Origin of the sequence: Streptomyces griseoaurantiacus, assembly GCF_036189845.1 — a bacterium.
Taxonomy (GTDB): Bacteria; Actinomycetota; Actinomycetes; order Streptomycetales; family Streptomycetaceae; genus Streptomyces; species Streptomyces griseoaurantiacus.
Genome location: NZ_CP108326.1, coordinates 4,504,810 through 4,528,757 on the forward strand (window position 1 = coordinate 4,504,810; position 23,948 = coordinate 4,528,757).

Annotated in this window: 22 protein-coding genes; 18 read left to right on the top strand and 4 right to left on the bottom strand. The window is 74.1% G+C overall.

Features of this window, described 5'->3' with window-relative positions:
- The first annotated feature begins 169 nt into the window (after positions 1–169).
- From OHB09_RS20115 to OHB09_RS20150, 8 genes are all read left to right on the top strand, one after another.
- On the top strand, positions 170–1,300 hold the full coding sequence (locus OHB09_RS20115; protein WP_050811221.1) for a sensor histidine kinase: 1,131 nt from the start codon (positions 170–172) through the stop codon (positions 1,298–1,300).
- 247 nt (positions 1,301–1,547) lie between these two features.
- Positions 1,548–2,219 (top strand): response regulator transcription factor, encoded by a 672-nt coding sequence (locus tag OHB09_RS20120; RefSeq protein WP_176945030.1) that lies wholly within the window; start codon positions 1,548–1,550, stop codon positions 2,217–2,219.
- A gap of 114 nt (positions 2,220–2,333) precedes the next feature.
- The gene (locus tag OHB09_RS20125; RefSeq protein WP_328922338.1) at positions 2,334–3,287 is read left to right on the top strand and encodes a helix-turn-helix domain-containing protein; all 954 of its coding nucleotides are present in this window, start codon (positions 2,334–2,336) and stop codon (positions 3,285–3,287) included.
- A gap of 713 nt (positions 3,288–4,000) precedes the next feature.
- On the top strand, positions 4,001–4,990 hold the full coding sequence (locus tag OHB09_RS20130) for a malate dehydrogenase (protein WP_006140775.1): 990 nt from the start codon (positions 4,001–4,003) through the stop codon (positions 4,988–4,990).
- Between the two features lie 147 nt (positions 4,991–5,137).
- Entirely contained in the window at positions 5,138–6,238 is a 1,101-nt protein-coding gene (locus tag OHB09_RS20135; RefSeq protein ID WP_328922339.1) for a hypothetical protein, read from the top strand.
- Between the two features lie 149 nt (positions 6,239–6,387).
- Positions 6,388–8,154 carry a hypothetical protein gene (locus tag OHB09_RS20140; protein ID WP_407077365.1) on the top strand — a complete coding sequence of 589 codons (1,767 nt, stop codon included), beginning with the start codon at positions 6,388–6,390 and terminating at the stop codon, positions 8,152–8,154.
- A gap of 2 nt (positions 8,155–8,156) precedes the next feature.
- Entirely contained in the window at positions 8,157–8,528 is a 372-nt protein-coding gene (locus OHB09_RS20145; protein ID WP_167795657.1) for a hypothetical protein, read from the top strand.
- Positions 8,525–9,412, top strand: coding sequence for a hypothetical protein (locus OHB09_RS20150; RefSeq protein ID WP_328922341.1), 888 nt, complete (start codon positions 8,525–8,527; stop codon positions 9,410–9,412). Before OHB09_RS20145 ends, OHB09_RS20150 begins: the two co-directional genes overlap by 4 nt.
- Positions 9,413–9,508: 96 nt before the next feature.
- Here the strand turns inward: OHB09_RS20150 and OHB09_RS20155 are convergent, their stop codons facing one another.
- Positions 9,509–10,009, bottom strand: a complete 501-nt coding sequence (locus tag OHB09_RS20155) for a carboxymuconolactone decarboxylase family protein (protein ID WP_006140770.1) — start codon at positions 10,007–10,009, stop codon at positions 9,509–9,511.
- Between the two features lie 47 nt (positions 10,010–10,056).
- Here OHB09_RS20155 and pdxR point away from each other — a divergent pair, with 47 nt between their 5' ends.
- The 3 genes from pdxR to OHB09_RS20170 are packed head-to-tail and all read left to right on the top strand — an operon-like array spanning position 10,057 to position 13,132.
- Positions 10,057–11,478 (top strand): MocR-like pyridoxine biosynthesis transcription factor PdxR, encoded by a 1,422-nt coding sequence (gene pdxR / locus OHB09_RS20160; RefSeq protein WP_328922342.1) that lies wholly within the window; start codon positions 10,057–10,059, stop codon positions 11,476–11,478.
- A 48-nt stretch (positions 11,479–11,526) separates the two neighbouring features.
- On the top strand, positions 11,527–11,895 hold the full coding sequence (locus OHB09_RS20165; protein WP_006140768.1) for a hypothetical protein: 369 nt from the start codon (positions 11,527–11,529) through the stop codon (positions 11,893–11,895).
- Between the two features lie 13 nt (positions 11,896–11,908).
- Positions 11,909–13,132 (top strand): glutathionylspermidine synthase family protein, encoded by a 1,224-nt coding sequence (locus OHB09_RS20170; protein WP_093593942.1) that lies wholly within the window; start codon positions 11,909–11,911, stop codon positions 13,130–13,132.
- A 9-nt stretch (positions 13,133–13,141) separates the two neighbouring features.
- On the opposite strand, the gene rocD is transcribed toward OHB09_RS20170, so the two are convergent.
- A complete protein-coding gene (gene rocD, locus OHB09_RS20175) occupies positions 13,142–14,353 on the bottom strand; it encodes an ornithine--oxo-acid transaminase (protein ID WP_093593945.1) in 1,212 nt (403 codons plus the stop codon).
- Positions 14,354–14,638: 285 nt separating this feature from the next.
- Here rocD and OHB09_RS20180 point away from each other — a divergent pair, with 285 nt between their 5' ends.
- The 5 genes from OHB09_RS20180 (at position 14,639) to OHB09_RS20200 (ending at position 20,391) form a co-directional block, all read left to right on the top strand.
- On the top strand, positions 14,639–16,090 hold the full coding sequence (locus OHB09_RS20180) for a glycine hydroxymethyltransferase (RefSeq protein ID WP_040895574.1): 1,452 nt from the start codon (positions 14,639–14,641) through the stop codon (positions 16,088–16,090).
- 507 nt (positions 16,091–16,597) lie between these two features.
- Positions 16,598–17,245, top strand: coding sequence for an ABC transporter permease (locus OHB09_RS20185; RefSeq protein WP_006140764.1), 648 nt, complete (start codon positions 16,598–16,600; stop codon positions 17,243–17,245).
- Between the two features lie 91 nt (positions 17,246–17,336).
- A complete protein-coding gene (locus OHB09_RS20190) occupies positions 17,337–18,548 on the top strand; it encodes a betaine/proline/choline family ABC transporter ATP-binding protein (protein WP_040895634.1) in 1,212 nt (403 codons plus the stop codon).
- Positions 18,545–19,411, top strand: a complete 867-nt coding sequence (locus OHB09_RS20195; RefSeq protein ID WP_191854491.1) for an ABC transporter permease — start codon at positions 18,545–18,547, stop codon at positions 19,409–19,411. The genes OHB09_RS20190 and OHB09_RS20195 overlap by 4 nt, the downstream gene beginning before the upstream one ends.
- Complete coding sequence (locus OHB09_RS20200) at positions 19,408–20,391, top strand: glycine betaine ABC transporter substrate-binding protein (RefSeq protein WP_328922343.1); 984 nt, start codon at positions 19,408–19,410, stop codon at positions 20,389–20,391. The genes OHB09_RS20195 and OHB09_RS20200 overlap by 4 nt, the downstream gene beginning before the upstream one ends.
- A gap of 70 nt (positions 20,392–20,461) precedes the next feature.
- Here OHB09_RS20200 and OHB09_RS20205 read toward each other — a convergent pair whose 3' ends face one another.
- Entirely contained in the window at positions 20,462–21,124 is a 663-nt protein-coding gene (locus tag OHB09_RS20205; protein ID WP_328922344.1) for a hypothetical protein, read from the bottom strand.
- Between the two features lie 174 nt (positions 21,125–21,298).
- Between OHB09_RS20205 and trpS the strand changes: the two genes are divergently transcribed.
- Together trpS and OHB09_RS20215 are read left to right on the top strand one after the other, a co-directional pair.
- Positions 21,299–22,312, top strand: coding sequence for a tryptophan--tRNA ligase (gene trpS / locus OHB09_RS20210; protein WP_328922345.1), 1,014 nt, complete (start codon positions 21,299–21,301; stop codon positions 22,310–22,312).
- Positions 22,313–22,524: 212 nt separating this feature from the next.
- Positions 22,525–23,103: a 2'-5' RNA ligase family protein gene (locus OHB09_RS20215; protein ID WP_006140758.1), complete on the top strand. Its 579-nt coding sequence runs from the start codon at positions 22,525–22,527 to the stop codon at positions 23,101–23,103.
- 30 nt (positions 23,104–23,133) lie between these two features.
- Here OHB09_RS20215 and OHB09_RS20220 read toward each other — a convergent pair whose 3' ends face one another.
- Positions 23,134–23,889, bottom strand: coding sequence for a decaprenylphospho-beta-D-erythro-pentofuranosid-2-ulose 2-reductase (locus OHB09_RS20220; protein ID WP_040895630.1), 756 nt, complete (start codon positions 23,887–23,889; stop codon positions 23,134–23,136).
- Positions 23,890–23,948 lie beyond the last annotated feature (59 nt).

Below are 23,948 nucleotides of genomic sequence, written 5' to 3' on the forward strand. Positions count from 1 at the left end.
GTACCGCGAAAGGTTGACTCCACGCCCGGTGCACCGGCGCTACGCTGCGGCGATGCGTCCGCGGTCGCCCCGTCCCCGTCCCGCCCGTCCGGGCGCCGCCCGTGTGTGGCGCCGGGCACGCCGGGTGCTGCACGCCCCGTACGTCCTCGACTCGCTGACCGCCCTCGCCATGGCCGCCGTCGCGCTGCTGCTCGGCCGGGAGTCCGCCGCGCAGGGGTGGCCGGCACTCGATGCCCGGGCCCTGCCCTGGATCGCGTTGTCGCAGCTCCCGGTGGCCCTGCGCGCACGCGCCCCGCTCACCGTGTTCGCCGTGGTGTGCGCCGCCGACGCGGTCCATGTCGGGCTCGGCTACTGGCCCGTGGTGTGCACCTTCGGCCCGATGCTCGCCCTGTACACCGTGGCAGCCCTGCGCCCGCTGCGGGACGCCCTGTGCTGTGCCGCCGTCCTCACCGGCCTGTGGATCTGCGCGGGGCTCGTCACGGACGGCTCCTCCATGCCCTCCGTCCTCGGCCAGGGGCTGCTGTTCTCCGCGGTGCTGGTCCGCTTCGGCGCCCTCGCCCGCCGCTCCGCCGCCCTCGCCCGTCGGCTGCGCGCCGAGCAGGCCGAGCGGGCCCGCCGCGAGGTCGCCGAGGAACGCGGGCGCATCGCACGGGAGTTGCACGACGTGGTGGCCCACCACATGTCGGTGATATCCGTGCAGGCCGGCCTCGCGCGGTTCGTCTTCGACTCCGACCGCACGACCTCCCGCACGGCCCTGGACACGATCGCCGGCACCAGCGCGGAGGCGCTCGACGAACTGCGCCGCATGCTCCAGGTGCTGCGGGAGGAGGACCTGGCCGACGCCGGGGGCGGCCGGGACGGGACACCGGCCGCGCCCATGCCGGGACTCGACCGGGTGGAGGACCTGGTGCGGCGCGTACGGGCCGGCGGCGTCCCGGTCGAACTGCGGGTCGAGGGCGAGCCCCGCCCGCTCGCGCCCGGGGTGGACCTGTGCGCGTACCGGGTCGTGCAGGAGGCGCTGACGAACGTCCTCAAGCACGCCCGGCACGCCGAGGCCGTCGTGGAGGTCCGCTACCTCCCGCAGCACGTGACGGTTTCCGTCACCGACGACGGTGAGGGGGTGATTCCGGACAGAGTCGCCGGGGGCGGCGGACACGGCTTGCTCGGCATGCGCGAGCGGGCCAAGCTCTACGGCGGGACGATCAGCATCGGCCCGCGGAACGAGGGCGGGTTCGCCGTACGGCTGACCCTGCCGACCTCGGCCGCGGCCGCACGGCAGGGGGACGACCGGACGCGATGACCGGACACGACGGGACCGGAGACGACGGGACCGGAGACGCCGGGGCCGGGCGTGCCGGGACCGGACACGACGGGACCGGAGACGACGCGGCCGGTCACCGGGCGGCCGGACGCGCCATGACGGGCCTCCGCACGCTCGGACGCGCCGTCCCCGGCCTCCGCACCCCCGGTTTCCGCACGACCGGCCCCGGCACGACCGGGCGGCGGGACGGGCGCGGCCGCCCCGGACGGCCGGGCGGGTGGTCCGCGTGATCCGGGTGCTCGTCGTCGACGACCAGTACCTGATCCGGGCCGGCCTCGTCGGGCTGCTGAACGCGGCCCCCGGCATCGAGGTCGTCGGCGAGGCGGAGGACGGCGACGCGGCGGTCCGGGTCGCCGCCGAGACCTCGCCCGACGTCGTCCTGATGGACATCCGCATGCCCGGCACCGACGGCGTCCGGGCCACCGAACTGATCCTCGCCCAGGCCACCGACCCCGTGCCGCGCGTCCTGGTGCTCACCACCTTCGACCTCGACGAGTACGTCTACGGGGCGCTGCGTGCGGGAGCCTCCGGGTTCCTGCTGAAGGACTCGGGCCCCGAGCGCCTGCTGGCCGCCGTGACCGCCGTACGGGGCGGCGACGCCCTCTTCGCGCCCAGCGTCACCCGGCGGCTCGTGGAGGCGTACGCCGGCCGGGCCGGACATCGCCCGCGAGACGCGGAACCGCCGCCGGAACTCGGGGCGTTGACCACCCGAGAGGTGGAGGTCCTCGGGCTGATCGGCCGGGGCCTGTCCAACCTGGAGATCGCCGACCGGCTCTACATCAGCGAGGCCACCGTCAAGACCCACCTCAACCGCACGATGACGAAGCTGGACCTGGACAGCCGGGCCCAGGCGGTGGTCGTGGCGTACGAGACGGGACTGGTCACGCCCGGCGGCTGACCGCGCCCCGCCGCCGGACCTGGGATCCTGGTCCCGCGCACGCCACGGTGGGGGGAGCCGGGCGCGTGGGCACGGAGCGCGGAGGACGCGGGAAGTGAGGGGGAAGGGAACGTCATGCCTCGGTGGAAGGCCCTGCCGGAGGAACTCGACCCAGGGCTCGCGGAGTTCGTGGAGGAACTCCGGCGGCTCGTGGACCGCAGCGGGCTGAGCGTCGCCGCGGTGGCCGACCGCACCGGCTACGGCAGGGCGTCCTGGGAGCGGTACCTGGCCGGGCGGCTGCTCGCGCCCAAGGGTGCGGTCCTCGCGCTGGCCGAGGTCACGGGGACCGACCCCGACCGGCTCACCGCGGGGTGGGAGCTGGCGGAACGGGCCTGGCGTCGCTCGGAGACGCGGCAGGACACGACGGGGGAGGCGCTGCGGATCGCGCAGGACCGCCGGGCGTCCACGGCGCCCGCCCCGGCCCGGGCCCCGGGCACCGGCGCCCGGGCCGGGGGGCGGCTCCCGGGGGACGCGGTGCCACCGGGCGCGCGGGACCGTGCACCCGGGGCCCGGTGGCGCCGTCCGGCCGTGCTCCTCACGGCGCTCGCCGGGACGCTCGCCGTGGTGCTGGGCGCGGTGTGGCTCACCTCGGACGGCGAACGCCGGCCGGAGGCGCGGCCGCGCGCGAAGACCCCGGCCGCCGCGGCGAGCACCGCGCCCTCGCTGCCCGCCGGGGTGCGGTGCGCCGGGGACGACTGCGTCGGCAAGGACCCCGAGCGGATGGGCTGCGGCGGGGCGCGGGCCCGGACGACGACGAGCGTCACGGTGGGGACGACGCTGGTGGAGGTGCGCTACAGCGAGGTCTGCTCGGCCGCCTGGGGCAGGATCGTCCGGGCGGCGCGGGGGGACCGCGTGACCGTCCGGGTCGTCGCCCCCGCCGGCGCCACGGCGCAGGGGCGGGTGCAGCACGGCTTCGTGCGGGACGCCGCGGACACGGACGCGTACACCCCGATGGTGCGGGTGGGCGGCGCCGGCGGCGCCGAGGTCTGCGCGGTCCTGGCCTCCGGCCTCGACGGCTGCGCGGAGTAGCCCACCGGCGGGCCGACGATCGCCGGGTCGCCGGGTCGCCGGGTCGCCGGGTCGCCGGGGCGTCGGCTGCCGGAACATCGGGTGCCAGGCGTGCCAGGCGTCGGACACCAGCGTCGGACACCGGGCAGCGGGCGTCGGCTGCCGGGCCGTCGACCGCCGACCGCCGACCGCCGACCGCCGACCGCCGACCGCCGGGACATCGGGGCATCGGGGCACCGGGGCATCGGACCGCCGGGCACCGGGCCGCCGGAACATCAGGCGTCAAGCACCGGGCGTCAAGCACCGGGGGTCAAGCACCGGGGGTCAAGCACCGGGAGTCACGCACCGGGCGTCAAGCACCGGGCACCGGCCGCCCGCCGCCGCGGCACGAGGGCCGCGACGCGCGCACGTGTCTCCCGTGGTCGCCGGCGCGTGCCTGGTCCGTACACAAAACCATCACTCCGCCAGGCGGTTGGCCGCCTGCCGTACGGGCAGGCGCACCAGTACCCCCACGGGATCCGGGCTCTCCGGTCCCCGGCCGGCGGCCGTCTGCGGTCCCTCCTCTTCCGGACCGGCGGCCGCCGGTCCTTGTGACGCCACCGTCACCCCCTGTGGGCCGGGCCACAGCAACCCCGACCGTGCGGGATGCCGGATGCGCGATAGCCTGACGTCGATCTCTTGACGCCAAGAGATCGATCATCCGCCCCAAAGCCAGCTGTCCTACGGAGAACGCCATGACCCGCACTCCCGTGAACGTCACCGTCACCGGCGCGGCCGGCCAGATCGGTTACGCCCTGCTCTTCCGCATCGCCTCCGGCCAGCTGCTCGGCGCGGACGTGCCGGTCAAGCTGCGCCTGCTGGAGATCACCCCGGCGCTGAAGGCCGCCGAGGGGACCGCCATGGAGCTGGACGACTGCGCGTTCCCGCTGCTGCGGGGCATCGACATCAGCGACGACCCGAACGTCGCGTTCGACGGCACCAACGTCGCCCTCCTCGTCGGCGCCCGCCCCCGCACCAAGGGCATGGAGCGCGGCGACCTGCTCGAGGCCAACGGCGGCATCTTCAAGCCGCAGGGCAAGGCGATCAACGACCACGCCGCGGACGACGTCAAGGTCCTGGTGGTCGGCAACCCGGCGAACACCAACGCGCTCATCGCCCAGGCCGCCGCCCCGGACGTACCGGCCGAGCGCTTCACCGCGATGACCCGTCTGGACCACAACCGCGCGCTGACCCAGCTCGCGAAGAAGGCCGGCGTCACCGTCTCCGACATCCAGCGCCTGACGATCTGGGGCAACCACTCCGCCACCCAGTACCCGGACATCTTCAACGCCCGGATCGGCGGCAAGTCGGCGGCCGAGGTCGTCGACGACGAGAAGTGGCTGGCCGAGGAGTTCATCCCGACCGTCGCCAAGCGCGGTGCCGCCATCATCGAGGCGCGCGGCGCCTCCTCCGCCGCGTCGGCCGCCAACGCCGCGATCGACCACGTCCACACCTGGGTCAACGGCACCGCCGAGGGCGACTGGACCTCGATGGCCGTGCCGTCCGACGGTTCCTACGGCGTGCCCGAGGGGATCATCTCCTCCTTCCCGGTCACCACCAAGGACGGCCGGTACGAGATCGTCCAGGGCCTGGACGTCAACGACTTCTCGCGCGCCCGCATCGACGCCTCCGTCAAGGAGCTCACGGAGGAGCGCGACGCGGTCCGCGGCCTCGGCCTGATCTGACCCGTCGGCCCCGCCGCCCTCGGACGGCCGGCCCGGGCGCCTACCACCTTTCGCGCAGGCTCCGTCCCGTTTTCGTACGGGACGGGGCCTGTCGGCGTGTACGCCGCTATCGTCGAGTTCCGGGCGGGATCGGGGGGACGGTACGACATGCGCCAACGGTGGGACGCGGAGCAGCAGCGCTGGATCGACGACGACGCGGGCACGGTCGGCGCGCAGCCGCCGACGGGCCGGGCGGACCGGCCGGAGCAGCCGGGTCAGGCGGTACAGCCGGGTCAGGCGGGGCAGGTCGGGCAGCCGGAACAGGTGGGCGGGCCCGCGCAGGACGCGGAGCGGCCCTGGTGGGCCGGGGCCGAGACGCAGATCGGCACCGTCCGGCCGCCCTCGTTCCCGTCCGCCCCCTCCGCCCCCTCCGCCCCGTCCGCCCCGGCGTACGCGGCCCCTCCACCGCCGCCCCCCTCGTACGTCACTCCCGCTCCCGCTCCGCCGTACCGGCCGGCCCCCGGACCGGGAACGCTTCCCGTGACCGTGCCGGAACCGGCCGCGGGGCCGGACGCCCGGGGCCCGCGCACCGTTCTCGTGCTGATCGCGGTGCTGGCCGTGCTCGCCGGGGGCGGCGCCGGCGCGGGAGTGTGGTGGCTGACCCGCGAGGACGGCACGGGATCACAGGCGGGCCCCGCGGGCCCCTCCGTGTCCGCCCCCGCCACAGGGAGCCCGCAGATGGTGCCGCCCGCGGAGACCGGCGGCCGGCCCTCGCCCTCGGACACCGAGCGGTCCCTCTCCCGCTCCGCGGGCCCCTCGCCCGGGTACCGCCGGGCCGAGGACCCCGTCGGCTACCGACTGGACGTGCCCGAGGGATGGGTGCGCTCGCAGGAGCACGGGGTCAGCGCCGAGGTCGTCACCTACCGCTCGCCCGCCGACGGGCGCAGCCTGCTGATCTTCGAGGTGGTCGAGGAGACGCCCGCCGCCTCCCTCGACCTGGCGGAGAACGGTCCCGGCGGCTTCGCCGAGAAACTCTCCGGCTACCGCGTCCTGCACCGCTCCTCCGGGGCGGACCGGGCGGAGCTGGACTACCGCTACGACGACCGCTCCTCCGGCGCCACCCGGGTCGTCGACCGCCGTTTCACCGCCGCCGACGGCACCCTGTACGCGATCCGCTCCAGCGGCCCGGAGGGCTCCGACGTCCGCACGCCCTTCGACGCGGCCACCGCCTCCTTCTGCCCGACCGGGGCGGACTGCCCGGCGGCCTGAGCCACCCGGCCGCGTCACGGGCGGGGCGGAGATCACGGAGGGCTCACGGTCGGTGACAACTCGCTTTCCGCTGTCCGCGTGCGCCACTATGCTGATCCTCCATCACCACGCGTGTCATGTACGCGTGTTCGGACCATCGGGGGATGGGCGTGAGTACCGCCTACGTACCGCAACAACCACAGCCGCGACCGGATCCCGGCGCGGGCCCGGGTGCCGCCCCGGCCGCCGCACCGAACCCGGAACCCCCGGCGACACCGCCGTACGCCAGCGAGGCCACCCGGCTGCTGTGCGCGGGGACCTACCTGGACTCCGCGTACCGCGACCGGGTCATCGACGAGCTGTACCTCGGCGAACAGCGCCTGGCCGCGCCCTCGCTCGGCTTCGACGCCGCCCGGGTCCTGGCGCACGCCCTGCGCGCACGCCGACTCGAACTGGGCTGGTCCGCGGCCATCCTGGGCCTGTGGGTGGTGGGCCTGCCGCTCACCCGGGGCTGGCTGTTCCTCTTCCTCGTCTTCGGCACCTACTCCGCCCTGGCCCCCTGGGCCCGCGGCAAGGCCGACGAGCCGCCGATGTACCGGCGGGTGTTCGCCTTCCTGCTGCGCTGGTACGGCCGCATCGGCATCACCGCGCTCCTGGTGACGACCGTCTACGTCGCCTGCGGCGGCGGGGAGGACGCCGACCGGTCCGTCTCGTCGCCCTCCTACTACGGCGGTGCGTACGGCTCCTCGGGAAGCACCGACCTCTTCGACACCCTGCACGAGTGGGTCGGCGTCCTGGGCGCCTGGCTGACCCTCGCGATCCTCGCGCTCACCGGCCTGTTCCTCGCCGCCCAGCGAAGCCAGGTCACCCGCTCGCTGTCCGCCGAACTGTCCATGGAGCGCTTCCCCGACGTCGCCGGCGACCCCGCCGAGCAGGCGGAGGGGCAGCGGTTCCGGCGGCTGGCACAGCGCATCAGGGCCGAGCAGTGGCAGCCGCTCGTCATGTACCACGAGGCCCGCCCGTTCTGCGGGGCCGGCGCCGCGCACGACACCTGGGTGCTCGCCGTCGAACTGCGCCCCGACAGCGCCCGCGCGCAGCGCCCGCTGAGCAACCGGACCGTCCTGGAGACCGTGCGCCCGCTGCTCGAACAGCTGCGGGAGTCCGCGGCGACGGCCGAGCACCCGGTGCGCGACCGGCTGCGCCGGCTGGAGATCGACGAGTGCGTCTTCCTGCCGGTCGAGGGACTGCTGCGGCGCGAGGACGCCCCCTACGCCCCCGGCGACTTCGAGAGCCACCTGGCCCGCGCGGTCGAGGAGGGCGCGGAGAAGCGGCGGCACTTCCTGCGGGTGCGGGTCGGGGGCTGGGAGGAGGAGCTGGTCGTCAGCGTCTTCGTCCGCGTCCACACCCAGGGCCGGATGCTCATGCTGGAGATCGCCCCGCACGTCCTGACCCCGGTGCGCGAGGACTTCAAGGACGCCGACCGCACCGCCCACCGCTACAACCACAACAACCTGCTCGGCAAGGCCGCCTGGGCCGTGCCGCGGGTGCCGGCCGCGGCCGCCGTGGCGGTGTATCAGCTCGGCCGGCAGGTGGTGTTCGGCTGGCGCCTGGTGACCTCCGGGAACGCGGGGGCGCTGCCCGAGGGGCCGGCGGCCTCGGTGCGCGAACTGGGGGCGGCGCCGGACGGCTCGCTCTTCCAGGAGATGGACGTCGACCGCTATCTGCGTGCCGTGCAGGACCGGATCGCGCACGGGGTGCGCACCGCCCTGGCCGACGCGGGCTACCAGACCGGCGAATTCGTCCAGAAGATCATCAACATCAGCAACGGCGGCGTGAACATCGAATCGGTGGAGGGCTCCACCTTCGCCGTCGGCGAGCACGCCACCGCGCAGAGCGGCGGCGCGCCCGCCGCCGCGCCGCAGAAGGGAACGGAATAGCGATGGCCGGCACCCCTGGCACCAACGAGCCCGGCGTCTCCGTGGGAAACGTCTCGGGCAGCACGTTCGCCATCGGCAGCCACGCCAGGGCGGTGAGCCACCACGGCACCGCACCGGACCGCGACGCCGCGACGGAGGAGCTGCTGGCGGCGGTGCGTGAGCTGCGCGCCGATCTGACCCGGGTGCGCGGCACCGACCGCACGGCCGAGCTCGACGCCGCCCTCGCCGAGACGGAGGAGGAGATCACCGGCACCGGGCGGGCCGCGCCCACCCGCCGTCAGCGGCTGCGGGAACTGCTCGCCGACTCCGAGTCCCTGCTGAGCGTGCTCTCCTCGGCGGGAGCGGTGGCCGGGCTGCTCGGGATCGGGTCGTGACCGGCGAGAGACGGCGGGTCTGGAACGAGGAGACCCAGCGCTGGGAGGACACCGGCGCCTCCGGCGACGCGGCACCGCCGCCGCCCCCGCTCCCGCCGCTCCCCGGACACCTGCCGTACGTGCCCGAGACGCCGACCGTGCCCACGGTCCCCGCACCGCCCGTGCCGGCGGCCGGGGGCGGGCGGGCGCTGTGGTGGAAGGTCGTGGCCGCGGCCGTCGTGCTCGGCCTCGGCGCCGGCTACGGCGTGCTGAAGCTGATGGGTGAGGACGACGGGGACGGCCACGACCGCGCCCCCACGGCCGCCACGGCGCCGCCGAGCGAGGACGGCGTCCCCATGGACGGGGACACCGGCGCGGGCGCCCCGTCCTCCGAGTCCCCCTCCCCCTCGCCCTCCGAGTCGGCCGGCACGCTGCCCGCCGGCTACCACCTGGTCGAGGACCCCGCCGGGTACGCGCTGGCCGTGCCCGACGGGTGGGAGCGCAGCGAGCGCGACACCGGCGTCTTCTACGCCGCGAAGGGCGACCGCAACCTGCTGCAGATCTTCGTGATCACGGAGGGGGATCTCACGCCCTACGAGGCGGTGCGGCAGTCCTCGAAGAACCTGGGCAGCCAGCAGCCCGGGTACGAGGAGGTCTCGCTGGACCGCGGGGCCGCCCCCGAGGGCGCGTCCCCCGCCGTGGGCGAGGACACGGCGCGCCTGGTCTACGCCTACGACAGCGAGAAGCTCGGGACGCGCAAGCAGGGCGTGGAGTACGCCTTCACCGCGGCGGACGGCAAGAAGTACGCGCTGGTCGCGGCGGGCCCGCTGGACGACTGGGCCATGACCCGCGAGAGCGCGGAGACGGCTCTGGCCCACTGGGCGACAGGGGGCTCCCTGGACTGAGGGGGTCGACCGGAACCGAGGGACAGGTGGCGGCGGGGCCCCCTTCGCGCCCCGCCGCCACCTGCCCGGCCCTCTCAGCCGCTCTGTCCGGCCCTCTCAGCCGTGCTGCCCCGGCCGGTAGTGCCCCGGCACCATCCGGGTCGTCACGGCGAAGCGGTTCCACGAGTTGATCACGGTGATGGCCGCGACCAGCGCCGCCAGCTCCTTCTCCTCGAAGTGCGCCGCGGCCCGCGCCCACACCTCGTCCGGCACGAACCCGTCGGTGAGGACCGTCACCGCCTCCGTCAGTTCCAGCGCCGCGGCCTCCCGCTCCGTGTAGAAGTGCCGCGACTCCTCCCACGCCGAGAGCTGCACGATCCGCTCCACGCTCTCGCCCGCCGCGAGCGCGTCCTTCGTGTGCATGTCCAGGCAGAAGGCGCAGTGGTTGAGCTGCGAGGCCCGGATCTTCACCAGCTCCCGCAGCTTCGGCTCGACACCCTGCCCCGCCGCCGCGTCGAGCCTGATCATCGCCTTGTAGACCTCGGGCGCGAGCGTGGCCATGTCCAGTCGGGGGGTGTGCTCGGGCGCGTACGCGGTCACCGTCTCGTTCGTCGTCATGCCACCGACCCTAGGAGGCGGGCAGCCCGGCGGTATGGTCCACTTCCATGCCGAATCAGCGGGCCACTTCCGCGCTCGACCTCCATCTGCACCTGGACCGGAACGCCGGTACCGGCCTGCGCCGCGGCCTCACCACCGCCCTGCGCGAGGCCGTCCGCACCGGCCGCCTCACCCCCGGCACCCGGCTGCCCTCCTCCCGGGCCCTCGCCGCCGACCTGGGCCTCGCCCGCAACACGGTCGCCGAGGCCTACGCGGACCTCGTCGCCGAGGGGTGGCTCACCGCCCGCCAGGGCTCGGGCACCCGGGTCGCCGACCGCCCGGTCGCGGCGCCGCGCGGTACCGGGACCCCGTCCCGCGCCCGCAGCGGCGCGACCTCCCGCCCCGCCTACGACCTCACCCCCGGCACCCCCGACCTCGCCTCCTTCCCCCGCGCCGAATGGCTCCGCGCCGCCCGTCGGGCCCTGGCCCGCGCACCCCACGAGGCCCTCGGCTACGGCGATCCGCGCGGCCGCCCCGAACTGCGTGCCGCGCTCGCCGGCTACCTGGCCCGCTCCCGGGGCGTGCGCGCCGACCCCGAACGCATCCTGGTCTGCGCCGGGTTCACCCACGGCCTGTCACTGCTCGGCACCGCGCTGCGGGAGCGCGGTGTGCGCACGGTCGCGGTGGACGAGTACGGCCTCGACGTCCACTGGGACGTCCTGACCCGGGCCGGCCTGCGCACCACGCCGCTCCCGGTCGACGCGCACGGCACCCGCACGACCGACCTGAGCACCGCCCGCGGCGGCCCGGGGGCCGTGCTCCTCACGCCCGCGCACCAGTTCCCGCTCGGCGTGTCCCTGCATCCCGAGCGGCGCGCGGCCGTCGTCGACTGGGCCCGGCGCACCGGCGGCTGGGTCCTGGAGGACGACTACGACGGCGAGTTCCGCTACGACCGCCAGCCGGTCGGCGCCCTGCAGGACCTCGACCCCGAGCGCGTCGTCCACCTGGGCACCGCCAGCAAGGCCCTCGCCCCCGGGCTGCGCCTCGCCTGGATGGTGCTGCCGCCCGCGCTCGCCGGGCAGGTGCTGGAGGCGACCGGCGGGCACAACCCCTGCGGTGTCCTGGACCAGCTCACCCTGGCGGAGTTCCTCGCCTCCGGCGCCTACGACCGCCATGTGCGCGCCTCCCGGCTGCGCTACCGGCGCCGCCGCGACCAGCTCGTCGCCGCCCTCGCCGCCCGCGCCCCCGAGGCGCGCCCCACCGGCATCGCGGCCGGACTGCACGCGGTGCTCCGGCTGCCCCCGGGCACCGAGCAGAGCGTGGTCCGGGCGGCCGTCTGGCAGGGCCTCGCCCTGCACGGCCTGGCGGCGCACCGCCATCCGGAGGCCGCGCCGGGCCCCGCGGCCGACGCCCTCGTCGTCGGCTACGGCACGCCCCCCGACCACGCCTGGTCCGGGGCCCTCGACGCGCTGTGCCGGGCGGTGCCGTAAGGTACCGCGCGCACATACGGTCCACAGCGGTCACGGGGGAGCGGGAACATGGCGGACATACGTCGGCAACTACGGTCGGGAACGGTCGTCCTCGGAAGCGTGGGGCTGCTCGCCGCCGCGCTCACGGCCTGCTCCTCCGACCCCGACAAGCGGTGTGTGGACAAGGACAGTTACGAGGCCGGCAAGGGCTACCGCACCGTCGACGGCAAGTACTGCGGCTCCTCCGGCGGCACCGGCAAGTCCGACGGCTCCGGCAGCTCCGGCATCAACGGAGTCTGGTACTACGGCGGCAGCAAGAAGGGGCAGCGCGTCAAGGGCGGTTCCCTCACCAAGCCCCGCTCCGGCTCCGGTTCCTCGGGCGGGGGCGGCGTCAAACGGGGCGGGTTCGGCGGCAAGGGCGGCGGCTCCGGAAGCTGAGGGGGGAGCCCGCATGGAACGCCGCACCCTGACCCCCCGCCCCGGCTGGCAGCGGACCGTCGAGGCGCAGGGACTCATCTACCCGCTCACCCTGCCCCCGGCCTGGGAGTCCGCCCGCGCGGCGGGCGACCCCGTCCCCGAGGACGCCTGGGTGCCGTACTGGGACGAGAGCGCCGCCTACGTCTTCTCGCTGCCGGAGGTCGAGGCGCTGGAGGAGACGGTCGCGGAACTGCACCGCATGTGCCTGGCCGCGGCCGGTCACATCGTCGCGGAGAACCGTTTCGCCGACCTCGGCATCACCGACCCGAGGGTCGCCGCCGCCGTCGCCGAGGCCTGGCGGCGGCGGGCCGAACTCCCCTCCCTCTACGGCCGCTTCGACCTGCGCTACGACGGGACCGGCCCGGCCAAGCTGCTGGAGTACAACGCCGACACCCCGACCTCGCTGGTCGAGGCCGCCTCCCCGCAGTGGTTCTGGATGGAGGAGCGGTTCCCCGGCGCCGACCAGTGGAACTCCCTGCACGAACGCCTGGTCGACGCCTGGAAGCGGCAGTCCGCGCTGCTTCCGCCCGGCAGCCCCCTGTACTTCGCGCACTCCTCCGTGGACGAGCTCGGCGAGGACCTGATGACGGTCGCCTACCTCAAGGAGACGGCCGAACAGGCGGGCCTCGACACCGACTGGATCTCCATGGAGGAGATCGGCTGGGACCCGCTCTCCGAGCGCTTCGTCGACAAGCGGCTCCGCTTCATCCGCTCCTGCTTCAAGCTCTACCCGTGGGAGTGGCTCACCACCGACGCCTTCGCCGAGCACGTCCTCGACACCCTCGACAACGGTGGCGGCACCGGCAGCACCCTGTGGATCGAACCCGCCTGGAAGATGCTGCTCAGCAACAAGGCGCTGCTCGCCGTCCTGTGGGAACTCTTCCCCGGCCACCCCAATCTGCTGCCCGCCCATCTGGACGGCCCCCGCGAACTGGCCGCCACCACCGGCTACGTCGCCAAGCCGCTGCTCGGCCGGGAGGGCGCCGGCATCACCGTGCACGAGCCGGGCGCCGGCGCGGCCCTGCGGGACGAGCCCTGCTGCTACCAGCAGCTCGCCCCGCTGCCCGACTTCGACGGCAACCGGGTCGTGCTCGGGGCGTGGGTCGTCGGGGACGAACCGGCGGGCCTCGGCATCCGCGAGTCCGCCGGGCTGATCACCGACGAGTACGCCCGCTTCCTCCCGCACGTCATCCTCTGAGCCGGGCCGTCACGCCCCGCCGAGCACCGCCGCGAGTCGGTCCACGCCCCACTCCAGGTCCTCCTCGGAGATCACCAGCGGCGGGGCGAGGCGGAGCGTGGAGCCGTGGGTTTCCTTGACCAGGACGCCCCGCCGGAGCAGCCGCTCCGAGAGCTCCCGCCCGGTGCCGTACGCCGGGTCCACGTCCACGCCCGCCCACAGCCCCCGTCCGCGCACCTCCGTGACCGGCCCCGGACCGGCCGCCGACGCCGACAGCCGCCGGTGCAGCACCTCGCCGAGCCGGGCCGCCCGCTCCTGGTACTCGCCCGTGCGCAGCATCGCCACCACCTCCAGGGCCACCGCGCAGGCCAGCGGATTGCCGCCGAAGGTCGAGCCGTGCTCGCCGGGCCGGAACACCCCGAGCACCTCCTCGTCGGCCACCACCGCCGAGACCGGCACGATCCCGCCGCCGAGCGCCTTGCCCAGCACGTAGACGTCCGGCACCACGCCCTCGTGCTCACAGGCGAAGGTCCGTCCGGTGCGGCCGAGTCCCGACTGGATCTCGTCCGCCACGAACAGCACCCCCCGCTCCCGGGTCAGCTCCCGCACCCCGGCCAGATAGCCCGGCGGCGGCACCCGCACCCCCGCCTCGCCCTGGATCGGCTCCAGCAGGACGGCCACGGTGTCCTCGGTGAGGGCGCCGCGCAGCGCGGCGAGGTCGCCGTAGGGGACGACGTCGAAGCCCGGCGTGTAGGGGCCGAAGTCCGCGCGGGCCTCCGGGTCGGTGGAGAAGCTGATCACCGTCGTCGTACGGCCGTGGAAATTGCCCTCCGCGACGACGATCCGGGCCCTCCCGGCGGGCACGCCCCTCACCCGGTAGCCCCACTTGCGGGCCGTCTTCACCGCCGTCTCGACGGCCTCCGCGCCGGTGTTCATCGGCAGCACCATCTCCTTGCCGCACAGTGCCGCGAGGCCGGCGCAGAAGGGGGCGAACCGGTCGTGGTGGAAGGCCCGGGAGGTCAGCGTCACCCGGTCGAGCTGGGCCCGGGCCGCGTCCAGCAGCCGCGGATGGCCGTGGCCGAAATTGAGTGCCGAGTAACCGGCGAGGAAGTCCAGGAAGCGGCGCCCCTCCACGTCCGTCACCCAGGCGCCCTCGGCGCGCGCCACGACGACCGGGAGCGGGTGGTAGGTGTGCGCGCAGTGCGCCTCGGTCTCGGCGATCAGGTCGTCGGCGGTGCTCACGGGGGCGTCCCCTTTCCGTCGAGCGCCCTGCCGCCCGTCCCGTTTCCGCCCCCGCGGGAGAGCCGCCCTCCGCCCTCCATTCTCGCTCGCATGGTGGACGCGCGCCCCGTCCGCCGCGTCGCTCCCGGTAGGCTGGCCGCGGGCCGTGACTGGCGCGCTGGGATGGGACCGACCATCGGGAAGCGGCCCCGAGTCCGCCTCGACGGGCTCGGAAGCGTGTGTGCCGTGCGCCTGGGCCGAACCGTGACCGTGACCGCTGAACGCCACGCAGCCCCGGAGGCCGAGATGTCAGAGCAGCCGCACCTGTCCACCGAGTCCACCGCCTTCCGCGGCGCCCTCGACGTGATCCGCGCCGTGGAGCCCCGCATCGCCGACGCCATCGGCCAGGAGGTCGCCGACCAGCGCGAGATGCTCAAGCTGATCGCCTCCGAGAACTACGCCTCCCCGGCCACCCTGCTCGCCATGGGCAACTGGTTCAGCGACAAGTACGCCGAGGGCACGGTCGGCCGCCGCTTCTACGCCGGCTGCCGCAACGTCGACACCGTCGAGTCGCTCGCCGCCGAGCACGCCCGCGAGCTGTTCGGCGCCCGGCACGCCTACGTCCAGCCGCACTCCGGCATCGACGCCAACCTCGTCGCCTTCTGGGCCGTCCTCGCCGACCGCGTCGAGGCCCCGTTCCTGCGGAAGACCGGCGTCCGCCAGATCAACGACCTCTCCGAGGCCGACTGGGCCGAGCTGCGCCAGGCCTTCGGCAACCAGCGCATGCTCGGCATGTCCCTGGACGCCGGCGGTCACCTCACCCACGGCTTCCGCCCGAACATCTCCGGCAAGATGTTCGACCAGCGCTCCTACGGCACCGACCCGGCCACCGGCCTCATCGACTACGAGGCCCTGCGCGCCCAGGCCCGCGAGTTCAAGCCGCTGATCATCGTCGCGGGCTACTCGGCGTACCCGCGCCTGGTGAACTTCCGGATCATGCGGGAGATCGCCGACGAGGTCGGCGCCACGCTCATGGTCGACATGGCGCACTTCGCCGGCCTGGTCGCGGGCAAGGTCCTCACCGGCGACTTCGACCCGGTGCCGCACGCCCAGATCGTCACCACGACCACCCACAAGTCGCTGCGCGGCCCGCGCGGCGGCATGGTCCTGTGCGACGACTCCCTCAAGGACCAGGTCGACCGCGGCTGCCCGATGGTGCTCGGCGGCCCGCTCCCGCACGTCATGGCCGCCAAGGCGGTCGCCCTCGCCGAGGCCCGGCAGCCCTCCTTCCAGGACTACGCGCGCCGGATCGTCGACAACGCCCGCGCCCTCGCCGAGGGCCTGACCCGGCGCGGCGCCACGCTGGTCACCGGCGGCACCGACAACCACCTCAACCTCATCGACGTCGCCTCCTCCTACGGCCTCACCGGCCGCCAGGCCGAGCAGGCGCTGCTCGACTCGGGCATCGTCACCAACCGCAACGCGATCCCCGCCGACCCGAACGGCGCCTGGTACACCTCCGGCATCCGCATCGGCACGCCCGCGCTGACCACGCGCGGCCTCGGCACCGCCGAGATGGACGAGATCGCCGCGCTCATCGACCGCGTCCTGACCGCCACCGAGCCGGGCACCACGTCCAAGGGCGCCCCCTCCAAGGCCCAGCACGTCCTGGACGCGAAGGTCTCGAAGGAGATCGCCCAGCGCGCCACGGACCTGGTGGCGGGCTTCCCGCTCTACCCGGAGATCGACCTGGGCTAGGGTTCTTCGCTCGGCTCGGGCCGGCCGGGGTGGCGCGGTGCGTCTCCCCGGCCGGCCCGGTCGCACGTTCGGACCCCGTCGGCCGGGGGTGGCGTGCGGCACCGTGCGGGCACGGCTCGACCGGCCTCAGCCGAACGGGTCATTCGCGCTTCGGCCCGGAGGCGGGTCCGGCAGCCCTGGGGCCACCCGGTCGCCGCGCGCCGCGCCGAAGACCCGGCAGCGTCAAGAGGCCGATGTGCGGGCGCACTTGACGACCGTGCCGGAGGTCCCGGAACCGCGACCCCCCGCCCGGCACCGGGACCCGCTGTGCCGGCTCGTGGTCCCCTCGAACGCCGCTTTCCGACGGGTGAGCGACCGGGTTGTCGGCTTTCATGGCATCGTCCGGGCCGCCACGGCGATCGTGAGGGAGGAGCCCGTTCCGCCGCGGATCGTTCCGCCGGCGGAGCAGGAGGCCGGCGACAGCACCGGACACGGCGGAGACCGGAACGATCCCGGAGGTGAGCGGACGTGGACTTCTGGGACTTCCTGGGCAGCCGCCACGAGCAGCTGCTCGCCGACGCCCTCCAGCACGCCAGCGCCGTGTTCCAGTGCATGGTCGCCGCGACGCTGATCGGGGTGCTGATCGGGGTCGTCACCTACCGCAGCGAGTGGGCGGGGAACCTGGCGACGCTGTCCACCTCGACCATCCTCACCATCCCGTCGCTGGCGATGATCGGTCTGCTCATCCCCGTCCTGGGCCTGGGCGTGCCGCCGACGGTGACCGCGCTGACCCTGTACGGACTGCTGCCGATCGTGCGCAACTCCATCGTCGGCCTGCGGGGGGTGGACCCGGCGCTGGTGGACGCCGCCAAGGGCATCGGGATGTCACGTCCGGCGCGGCTGCTGCGGGTGGAACTGCCGCTGGCCTGGCCGCCGATCCTGACCGGCATCCGGGTCTCGACGCAGATGCTGATGGGCATCGCGGCCATCGCCGCCTTCGCCTCCGGGCCGGGCCTCGGCAACGAGATCTTCCGCGGGATCGCCTCGCTGGGCAGCAAGAACGCGCTCAACCAGGTGCTCGCGGGCACGCTCGGCATCATCGTCCTGGCCCTGTTGTTCGACGCGGCGTACGTGCTGCTGGGGCGGCTGACCATCTCCAGGGGGATCCGTGCCTGAGAGCGGTGGCGAGGAGAGGGCGGTCACCGGGCCGAGCGGGGCCGGTGGCGCGACCGGGAGCACCGGAACCGGCGGGACCACCGGTGCCACGATCGAGCTGGAGTCCCTCACCAAGCTCTACCCGGGCAACCCGCAGCCCGCCGTCGAGAACGTGTCGATGGAGATCAAGGCGGGCGAGACGGTCGTCTTCGTCGGCCCCTCGGGCTGCGGGAAGTCCACCACCCTCAAGATGATCAATCGGCTGATCGAGCCGAGCGGCGGCCGCATCCGCATCAACGGTGAGGACGTCACCGACATCGACCCGGTGAGGCTGCGCCGCAAGGTCGGCTACGCGATCCAGTCCTCGGGCCTCTTCCCGCACATGACCGTCGCACAGAACATCGCCCTCGTACCGAAGATGATCGGCTGGTCGAAGGCCCGCATCCGCGCGCGGGTGGAGGAGATGCTGGACCTCGTCGGTCTCGACGCCGGGGAGTTCCACGGCCGCTATCCGCGCCAGCTCTCCGGCGGCCAGCAGCAGCGGGTGGGCGTGGCACGCGCCCTGGCGGCCGATCCGCCCGTGCTGCTGATGGACGAACCGTTCGGCGCGGTCGACCCGATCACGCGCGACCACCTCCAGGACGAACTGATCCGCCTCCAGCGCGAGCTGCACAAGACGATCGTCTTCGTCACCCACGACTTCGACGAGGCCATCAAACTGGGCGACCGGATCGCCGTCCTGCGCGAACGCTCCCACATCGCGCAGTTCGACACCCCCGAGGCCATCCTCACCAACCCGGCGGACGACTTCGTCTCCGGCTTCGTGGGCGCGGGGGCGGCGCTGAAGCGGCTCAACCTGACACGGGTCCGGGACGTGGCGATCACCGACTACCCGACGGTGACCGTGGAGGACCCGCTCCAGCACATCTTCGACCGGCTGCGGGAGTCGGGCACCAACGAGATCCTGCTCCTCGACCGGCGCGGCCGGCCCTACAAGTGGCTGCGGCGCGGCGACCTGATGCGGGCCAAGGGCTCGCTGGCACGGGCGGGCACGCTCGTCCACGACACGGTGACCCGGGACGCGACGCTGCGGGACGCGCTGGAGGCGGTGCTGACCGACAACGCGGGGCGGGTCGCGGTCACCGGGCGGCGCGGCGGGTACGAGGGCGTGGTCGACATGGAGACGCTGATGAACTCCGTGCAGGAGCTGCTGGAGGCCGACCGCCTCGACGCGCTGGAGCACCGGCACGACCTGGAGGAGTCCCGGGCCCCGCTGACGCACACCGAGCAGGAGGGCTTCGGCGAGGTCGGAGGCCGCGCGTGAGCGGCACCGCCCGGCCCTCTCCCGGCCGCCGGCCCGAGGGGGAGCACGAGGCCGAGGGACTCGCCTTCCGGGACGAGGACGACGATGCGGGGGAGGCGCCCCCGCCTCCCCGGGCGGCGGCCGGACCCCGGATCGGCTGGCGGAAGCTGACCTTCCTGCCCGCGGTACTGATCGCCGTCCTGCTCGCCACGTGGCTGTGGTACCGACAGGCCGACCTGGACGCGCTCACGCGCAACGCCCTCGGCAACGGTCAGGTCTCCAAGGCCCTGTGGCAGCACATCCAGCTGACGGTGATCTCCACCTTCTTCGTGCTGATCATCGCGATCCCGCTCGGCATCCTGCTCACGCGACGGGCGTTCCGGAAGGCCACCCCGTTCGCGATGGCCTTCGCCAACATGGGCCAGGCGACGCCGGCGATCGGCCTGCTGGCGCTGCTGGTCATCTGGCTGGGCATCGGCCGCCGGGCCGCCCTGATCGGCATCATCGCGTACGCCGTCCTGCCCGTGCTGTCCAACACCATCGCGGGTCTGAAGGCGAACGACCCGACGCTTCTGGAGGCGGCCCGCGGCATCGGCATGTCCCCGCTCGGCGTCCTCACCCGGGTGGAACTCCCCCTGGCCGTCCCCCTCATCCTGGCCGGCGTGCGCACGGCGCTCGTCCTGAACGTCGGTACGGCGACGCTGGCGACCTTCGGCGGGGGCGGCGGTCTGGGCGTCCTGATCACCACGGGCATCACCAGCCAGCGGATGCCCGTCCTGGTGCTGGGCTCGGTCCTCACCGTGGCGCTCGCGCTGCTGGTGGACTGGCTGGCGTCGCTGGCGGAACTGCTGCTGCGCCCGAAGGGCCTCGAGGTGGACACATGAGACGACCGAGGCCGAGCGGACGTATGCGCGTGCTGCTGGCCGTGTCGCTCCTGACGGCCTGCGCCGGGTGCGGCCTGACCAGCGGCTCCCCGATGGTCGACGACGTCGGACCCGGCACGATCGGCAGGGGGAGACCTCTGGACGGGGCCGCTCTGACGGTCACCTCCAAGGAGTTCACCGAGCAGCTGGTCCTCGGCGCGATCATGGGCATCGCCTTCCAGGCGGCCGGCGCGGAGGTGCTCGACCGCACGGGCATCCAGGGCTCCGTGGGCACCCGCGCGGCGGTGGAGAACGGTGACGCCGACGCCACGTACGAGTACACGGGCACCGCCTGGATCACCTACCTCGGCAACAGCAGGCCGATCCCGGACCCGGAGCAGCAGTGGGAGGCGGTGAGGAAGGCCGACGCGAAGAAGGGCCTGACGTGGCTGCCGCCGGCCCGCCTGAACAACACGTACGCCCTGGCGATGAACCGCTCGAACTACGAGAAGTACCGCACGAGAACCCTCTCGCAGGTCGCCGCCCTCTCGAAGTCGGACCCCGGCGCGGTGACACTCTGCGTGGAGGGCGAGTTCGCCAACCGTGCGGACGGCCTGCCGGGCCTGGAGAAGGCGTACGGCATGTCGCTGCCCGCCGGGAACATCACCCAGATGGACACCGGCATCATCTACACCCAGACCGCGAAGGGCGCCTGCACCTACGGCGAGGTGTACACCACCGACGGACGGATCACGTCCATGCACCTCGTGGTGATGGAGGACGACAAGAAGTTCTTCCCGAACTACAACGCGGCGCCCATGGTCCGCACGGCCACCCTGAAGAAGTGGCCGGCGATCGCGTCGGTCCTCGACCCGGTCACCAGGGCGCTGACCAACGACGTGGCCCGGGCCCTCAACGCCAAGGTCGACGTGGACGGCGAGGACCCGCACCAGGTGGCCCTGGACTGGATGAAGGAGAAGGGCTTCGTGAAGCAGGGCTGAGGGCCGTCCCGTCCCACCCCCGGCCGGGCCCAGGGCCTTTCGTTCGCCGGGACGATCCGGACGAGAGGCCCTAGAGGTCGATCAGCTCCTGCCGCGGCTCCCGCGCGACCGGCTCCGCGTCCCGCCGCGCGGACCACCGCCGCAGCCCCCAGGCGCCCCCGCCCCCGAGTGCCACGCCGGCCAGCGCCCCCCAGAGCGCCCAGCGCGCCCGCAGTCCCGCGCCGGACTCCCCGGGCTGCTCGGCGGGACCGAACATGCCCGCCTTCTCCAGCCGGTCGTAGACCTTCCGGACCCCGCGGTGCCACCGCACGTCGTCGTCCGCGACGTCCGGCGCGGGATCGCTGCGGATCCACGGCGTGCCGTCCTCCGCGAGGAACACCTGGTCCTGCCGCTCGATGGCGACGTCGCCCCCCGGCGCCCGCTCCGTGTACGGCCACCCCCCGATCCCGGTCAGCCCCCACACCACGGTCGCCCGCGCCCGCGGGTACCGCCCCTCCCGCCACTCGGGAGGCACCGCCTCGCTCTCCGTCTCGTCCGGCCGGAACAGGTCCCACAGCCGGGCGAACCCGGTGTCCCCCGAGCGCACCGTCCTCGTCCGCGCGCTGTCGCCCGGGATGACGATGGCCAGGTCCGGCACGTCCTTGGCCACCGCCCCCGCCCCGGGCGCGCCCACCCCGAGGAACGCCCCTGCCATCACGAGACCCGCCGTCACCACGGCCGTACGACGTATCACGCCGCAGCCCCTTCCCACACGATCCGTCCTGCCCTCGCCCGCATCCGCGCCGGACCCGGTCCCGCACCCTGCCACCAGGGCATCGTCCCTTGTTACACCCCGAAGACCCGTTCGGGCAGCTCCTCTTCCCGTCGCGTACCGGAGCGGGTCCGCGGACCTGAGAGAATGGTGGGCATGGCGATCGACCGACCCCGCGTGCTCTCCGGAATCCAGCCCACCGCAGGCTCGTTCCACCTCGGAAACTACCTCGGCGCCGTCCGCCAATGGGTGGCTCTCCAGGAGACGCACGACGCGTTCTACATGGTCGTCGACCTGCACGCGATCACCGTGCAGCAGGATCCGGCCGAACTGCGCGCCAACACCCGGCTGGCCGCCGCCCAGCTCCTCGCCGCCGGTCTCGACCCGGAGCGCTGCACGCTGTTCGTGCAGAGCCACGTGCCCGAGCACGCCCAGCTCGCCTGGGTCATGAACTGCCTCACCGGCTACGGCGAGGCCCAGCGCATGACCCAGTTCAAGGACAAGTCCGCCAAGCAGGGCGCCGACCGCACCACCGTCGGCCTGTTCACGTACCCGATCCTCCAGGTCGCCGACATCCTGCTGTACCAGGCGCACGAGGTGCCGGTCGGCGAGGACCAGCGCCAGCACATCGAGCTGACCCGCGACCTCGCCGAGCGCTTCAACGGCCGCTTCGGCGAGACCTTCACCGTCCCGAAGGCGTACATCCTCAAGGAGACGGCGAAGATCTTCGACCTGCAGGACCCGGCGATCAAGATGAGCAAGTCGGCCTCCACGCCGAAGGGCCTCATCAACCTGCTCGACGAGCCGAAGGCCACCGCGAAGAAGGTCAAGAGCGCGGTCACCGACACCGACACCGTCATCCGGTACGACGCCGAGGCCAAGCCGGGCGTCAGCAACCTGCTGACCATCTACTCCACGCTCACCGGCGAGGGCATCCTCGCGCTGGAGCAGCGCTACGAGGGCAAGGGCTACGGCGCGCTCAAGACCGACCTCGCCGAGGTCATGGTCGACTTCGTGACGCCGTTCCGGGAGCGCACCCAGGCCTACCTGGCCGACCCCGAGACGCTGGACAAGATCCTCGCCAAGGGCGCCGAGAAGGCCCGCCTCATCGCCGCCGAGACGCTCGCGCAGACCTACGACCGGGTCGGTTTCCTGCCCGGCCGCCGCTGAACCCCACCCCCCACCCTCCGGTCCCGTCCCGCACGGCGACCGGAGGGCCACCGCACGGCACCGTGTACCACCGGGCAGAGCGCTGCACATCACTCCCGCTGCGCCTGCCCGGGGCCGAGCCGTGGCCGTACAGTCGATAGCCGGGCGGCACACAGCCGGCCGGCGAGCCCGCCCCGAAGTCAGACGCCCGACCCGACGACGAAGGAGACGACGTGGGGACCGTAACGATCGGTGTGTCGATCGCGGTCCCGGAGCCGCACGGCACCCTGCTCCAGCAGCGGCGCGTCGGCTTCGGCGACGTCGCGGCGCACGGCATCCCCACCCACGTCACCCTGCTGCCGCCGACCGAGATCGGGCGGGCGGACCTGCCCGCCCTGGAGGCGCACCTGGCCCGGGTCGCCGCGGCCGGGCGGCCCTTCCCGATGCGGCTGTGCGGCACGGGCACCTTCCGCCCGCTGTCACCGGTGGTCTTCGTCCAGGTGGTGGAGGGCGCCGAGGCGTGCGCCCGGCTGCAGCAGCAGGTGCGGAACGCCTCCGGGCCCGTCGCCCGCGAACTGCAGTTCCCCTACCACCCGCACGTCACCGTGGCCCACGGTATCGACGAGGCGGCACTGGACCGCGCCTACGAGGAACTCGCCGGCTACACCGCCCAGTGGCCCTGCACCGGCTTCGGCCTGCACGAGCAGGGGAGCGACGGGGTGTGGCGCAAGCTGCGCGACTTCCCCTTCGGCTCCACGGTCGTCCCGCCGCAGGCGAGTGCCCCCGAGGGCAGCTCGCTGCCCGCCCGCTGACCCCCAGGGGCGGCGGCGGCACCGCTCGGCTCACATCGGCAGCAGCCGGAACAGCGGCCGCGGCACGTGCCGCAGCGCCGACATCACCACCCGCAGCCGCCCCGGCACCCACACCGTCTCCGAACGGCGCCGCAGCCCCAGCTCCACGGCCCGCGCCACCGCCTCCGGCGTGGTCGTGAACGGCACGTCCGGCCGCTCGGTGCTGCCCGCCGTGCGGACGTACCCGGGGCGGACGACCATCACATGCACCCCGGTGCCGTACAGCGCGTCCCCGAGGCCCTGCGCGAAGGCATCCAGGCCCGCCTTGCTGGAGCCGTAGATGAAGTCCGAGCGGCGGGCCCGCTCACCGGCGACGGACGACAGCACGACCAGCGAGCCGTGCCCCTGCGTCTGCAGGGCCTTCCCGCACACCAGCCCGGCCGAGACGGCGCCGGTGTAGTTGGTCTGCGCGACCCGGGCGGCGGCCACCGGGTCGCGTTCGTCGGTGGCCTGGTTGCCGCTCACGCCGAAGGCCAGCAGCACCATGTCGACGGCGCCCTCGGCGAACACCTTGCCGAGCACCGCCTCGTGGGCCTCGGGGTCCAGCGCGTCGAAGGCGACGGTACGGACGTCCGCGCCCGCCCGGCGGATCTGCTCGGCGGCCTTCTCCAGCGCCGGCGAGGGCCGCCCGGCCAGCCACACGAGCCGGGTCCGGCGCGCGATCAGGCGCCGGGCGGTGGCGAGCGCGATCTCGGACGTGCCCCCGAGCACGAGCAGGGAGGTGGGAGGTCGATAGCCGTCCATCATGCGCCCGACGGTATCGGTCACATGGGTATGTACCCTTCCAAAACACGCCGTTCCTCGTG

What these genes read in the sequence shown, in the direction of transcription:
- OHB09_RS20125 (WP_328922338.1), top strand. Translation starts at nt 2,334, where the DNA reads ATGCCTCGGTGGAAGGCCCTGCCGGAGGAACTCGACCCAGGGCTCGCG.
- OHB09_RS20180 (WP_040895574.1), top strand. Translation starts at nt 14,639, where the DNA reads ATGTCAGAGCAGCCGCACCTGTCCACCGAGTCCACCGCCTTCCGCGGC.
- OHB09_RS20130 (WP_006140775.1), top strand. Translation starts at nt 4,001, where the DNA reads ATGACCCGCACTCCCGTGAACGTCACCGTCACCGGCGCGGCCGGCCAG.
- OHB09_RS20220 (WP_040895630.1), bottom strand. Translation starts at nt 23,889, where the DNA reads ATGATGGACGGCTATCGACCTCCCACCTCCCTGCTCGTGCTCGGGGGC.
- pdxR (WP_328922342.1), top strand. Translation starts at nt 10,057, where the DNA reads ATGCCGAATCAGCGGGCCACTTCCGCGCTCGACCTCCATCTGCACCTG.
- OHB09_RS20135 (WP_328922339.1), top strand. Translation starts at nt 5,138, where the DNA reads ATGCGCCAACGGTGGGACGCGGAGCAGCAGCGCTGGATCGACGACGAC.
- OHB09_RS20115 (WP_050811221.1), top strand. Translation starts at nt 170, where the DNA reads ATGGCCGCCGTCGCGCTGCTGCTCGGCCGGGAGTCCGCCGCGCAGGGG.
- trpS (WP_328922345.1), top strand. Translation starts at nt 21,299, where the DNA reads ATGGCGATCGACCGACCCCGCGTGCTCTCCGGAATCCAGCCCACCGCA.
- OHB09_RS20155 (WP_006140770.1), bottom strand. Translation starts at nt 10,009, where the DNA reads ATGACGACGAACGAGACGGTGACCGCGTACGCGCCCGAGCACACCCCC.
- OHB09_RS20145 (WP_167795657.1), top strand. Translation starts at nt 8,157, where the DNA reads ATGGCCGGCACCCCTGGCACCAACGAGCCCGGCGTCTCCGTGGGAAAC.
- OHB09_RS20165 (WP_006140768.1), top strand. Translation starts at nt 11,527, where the DNA reads ATGGCGGACATACGTCGGCAACTACGGTCGGGAACGGTCGTCCTCGGA.
- OHB09_RS20200 (WP_328922343.1), top strand. Translation starts at nt 19,408, where the DNA reads ATGAGACGACCGAGGCCGAGCGGACGTATGCGCGTGCTGCTGGCCGTG.
- OHB09_RS20170 (WP_093593942.1), top strand. Translation starts at nt 11,909, where the DNA reads ATGGAACGCCGCACCCTGACCCCCCGCCCCGGCTGGCAGCGGACCGTC.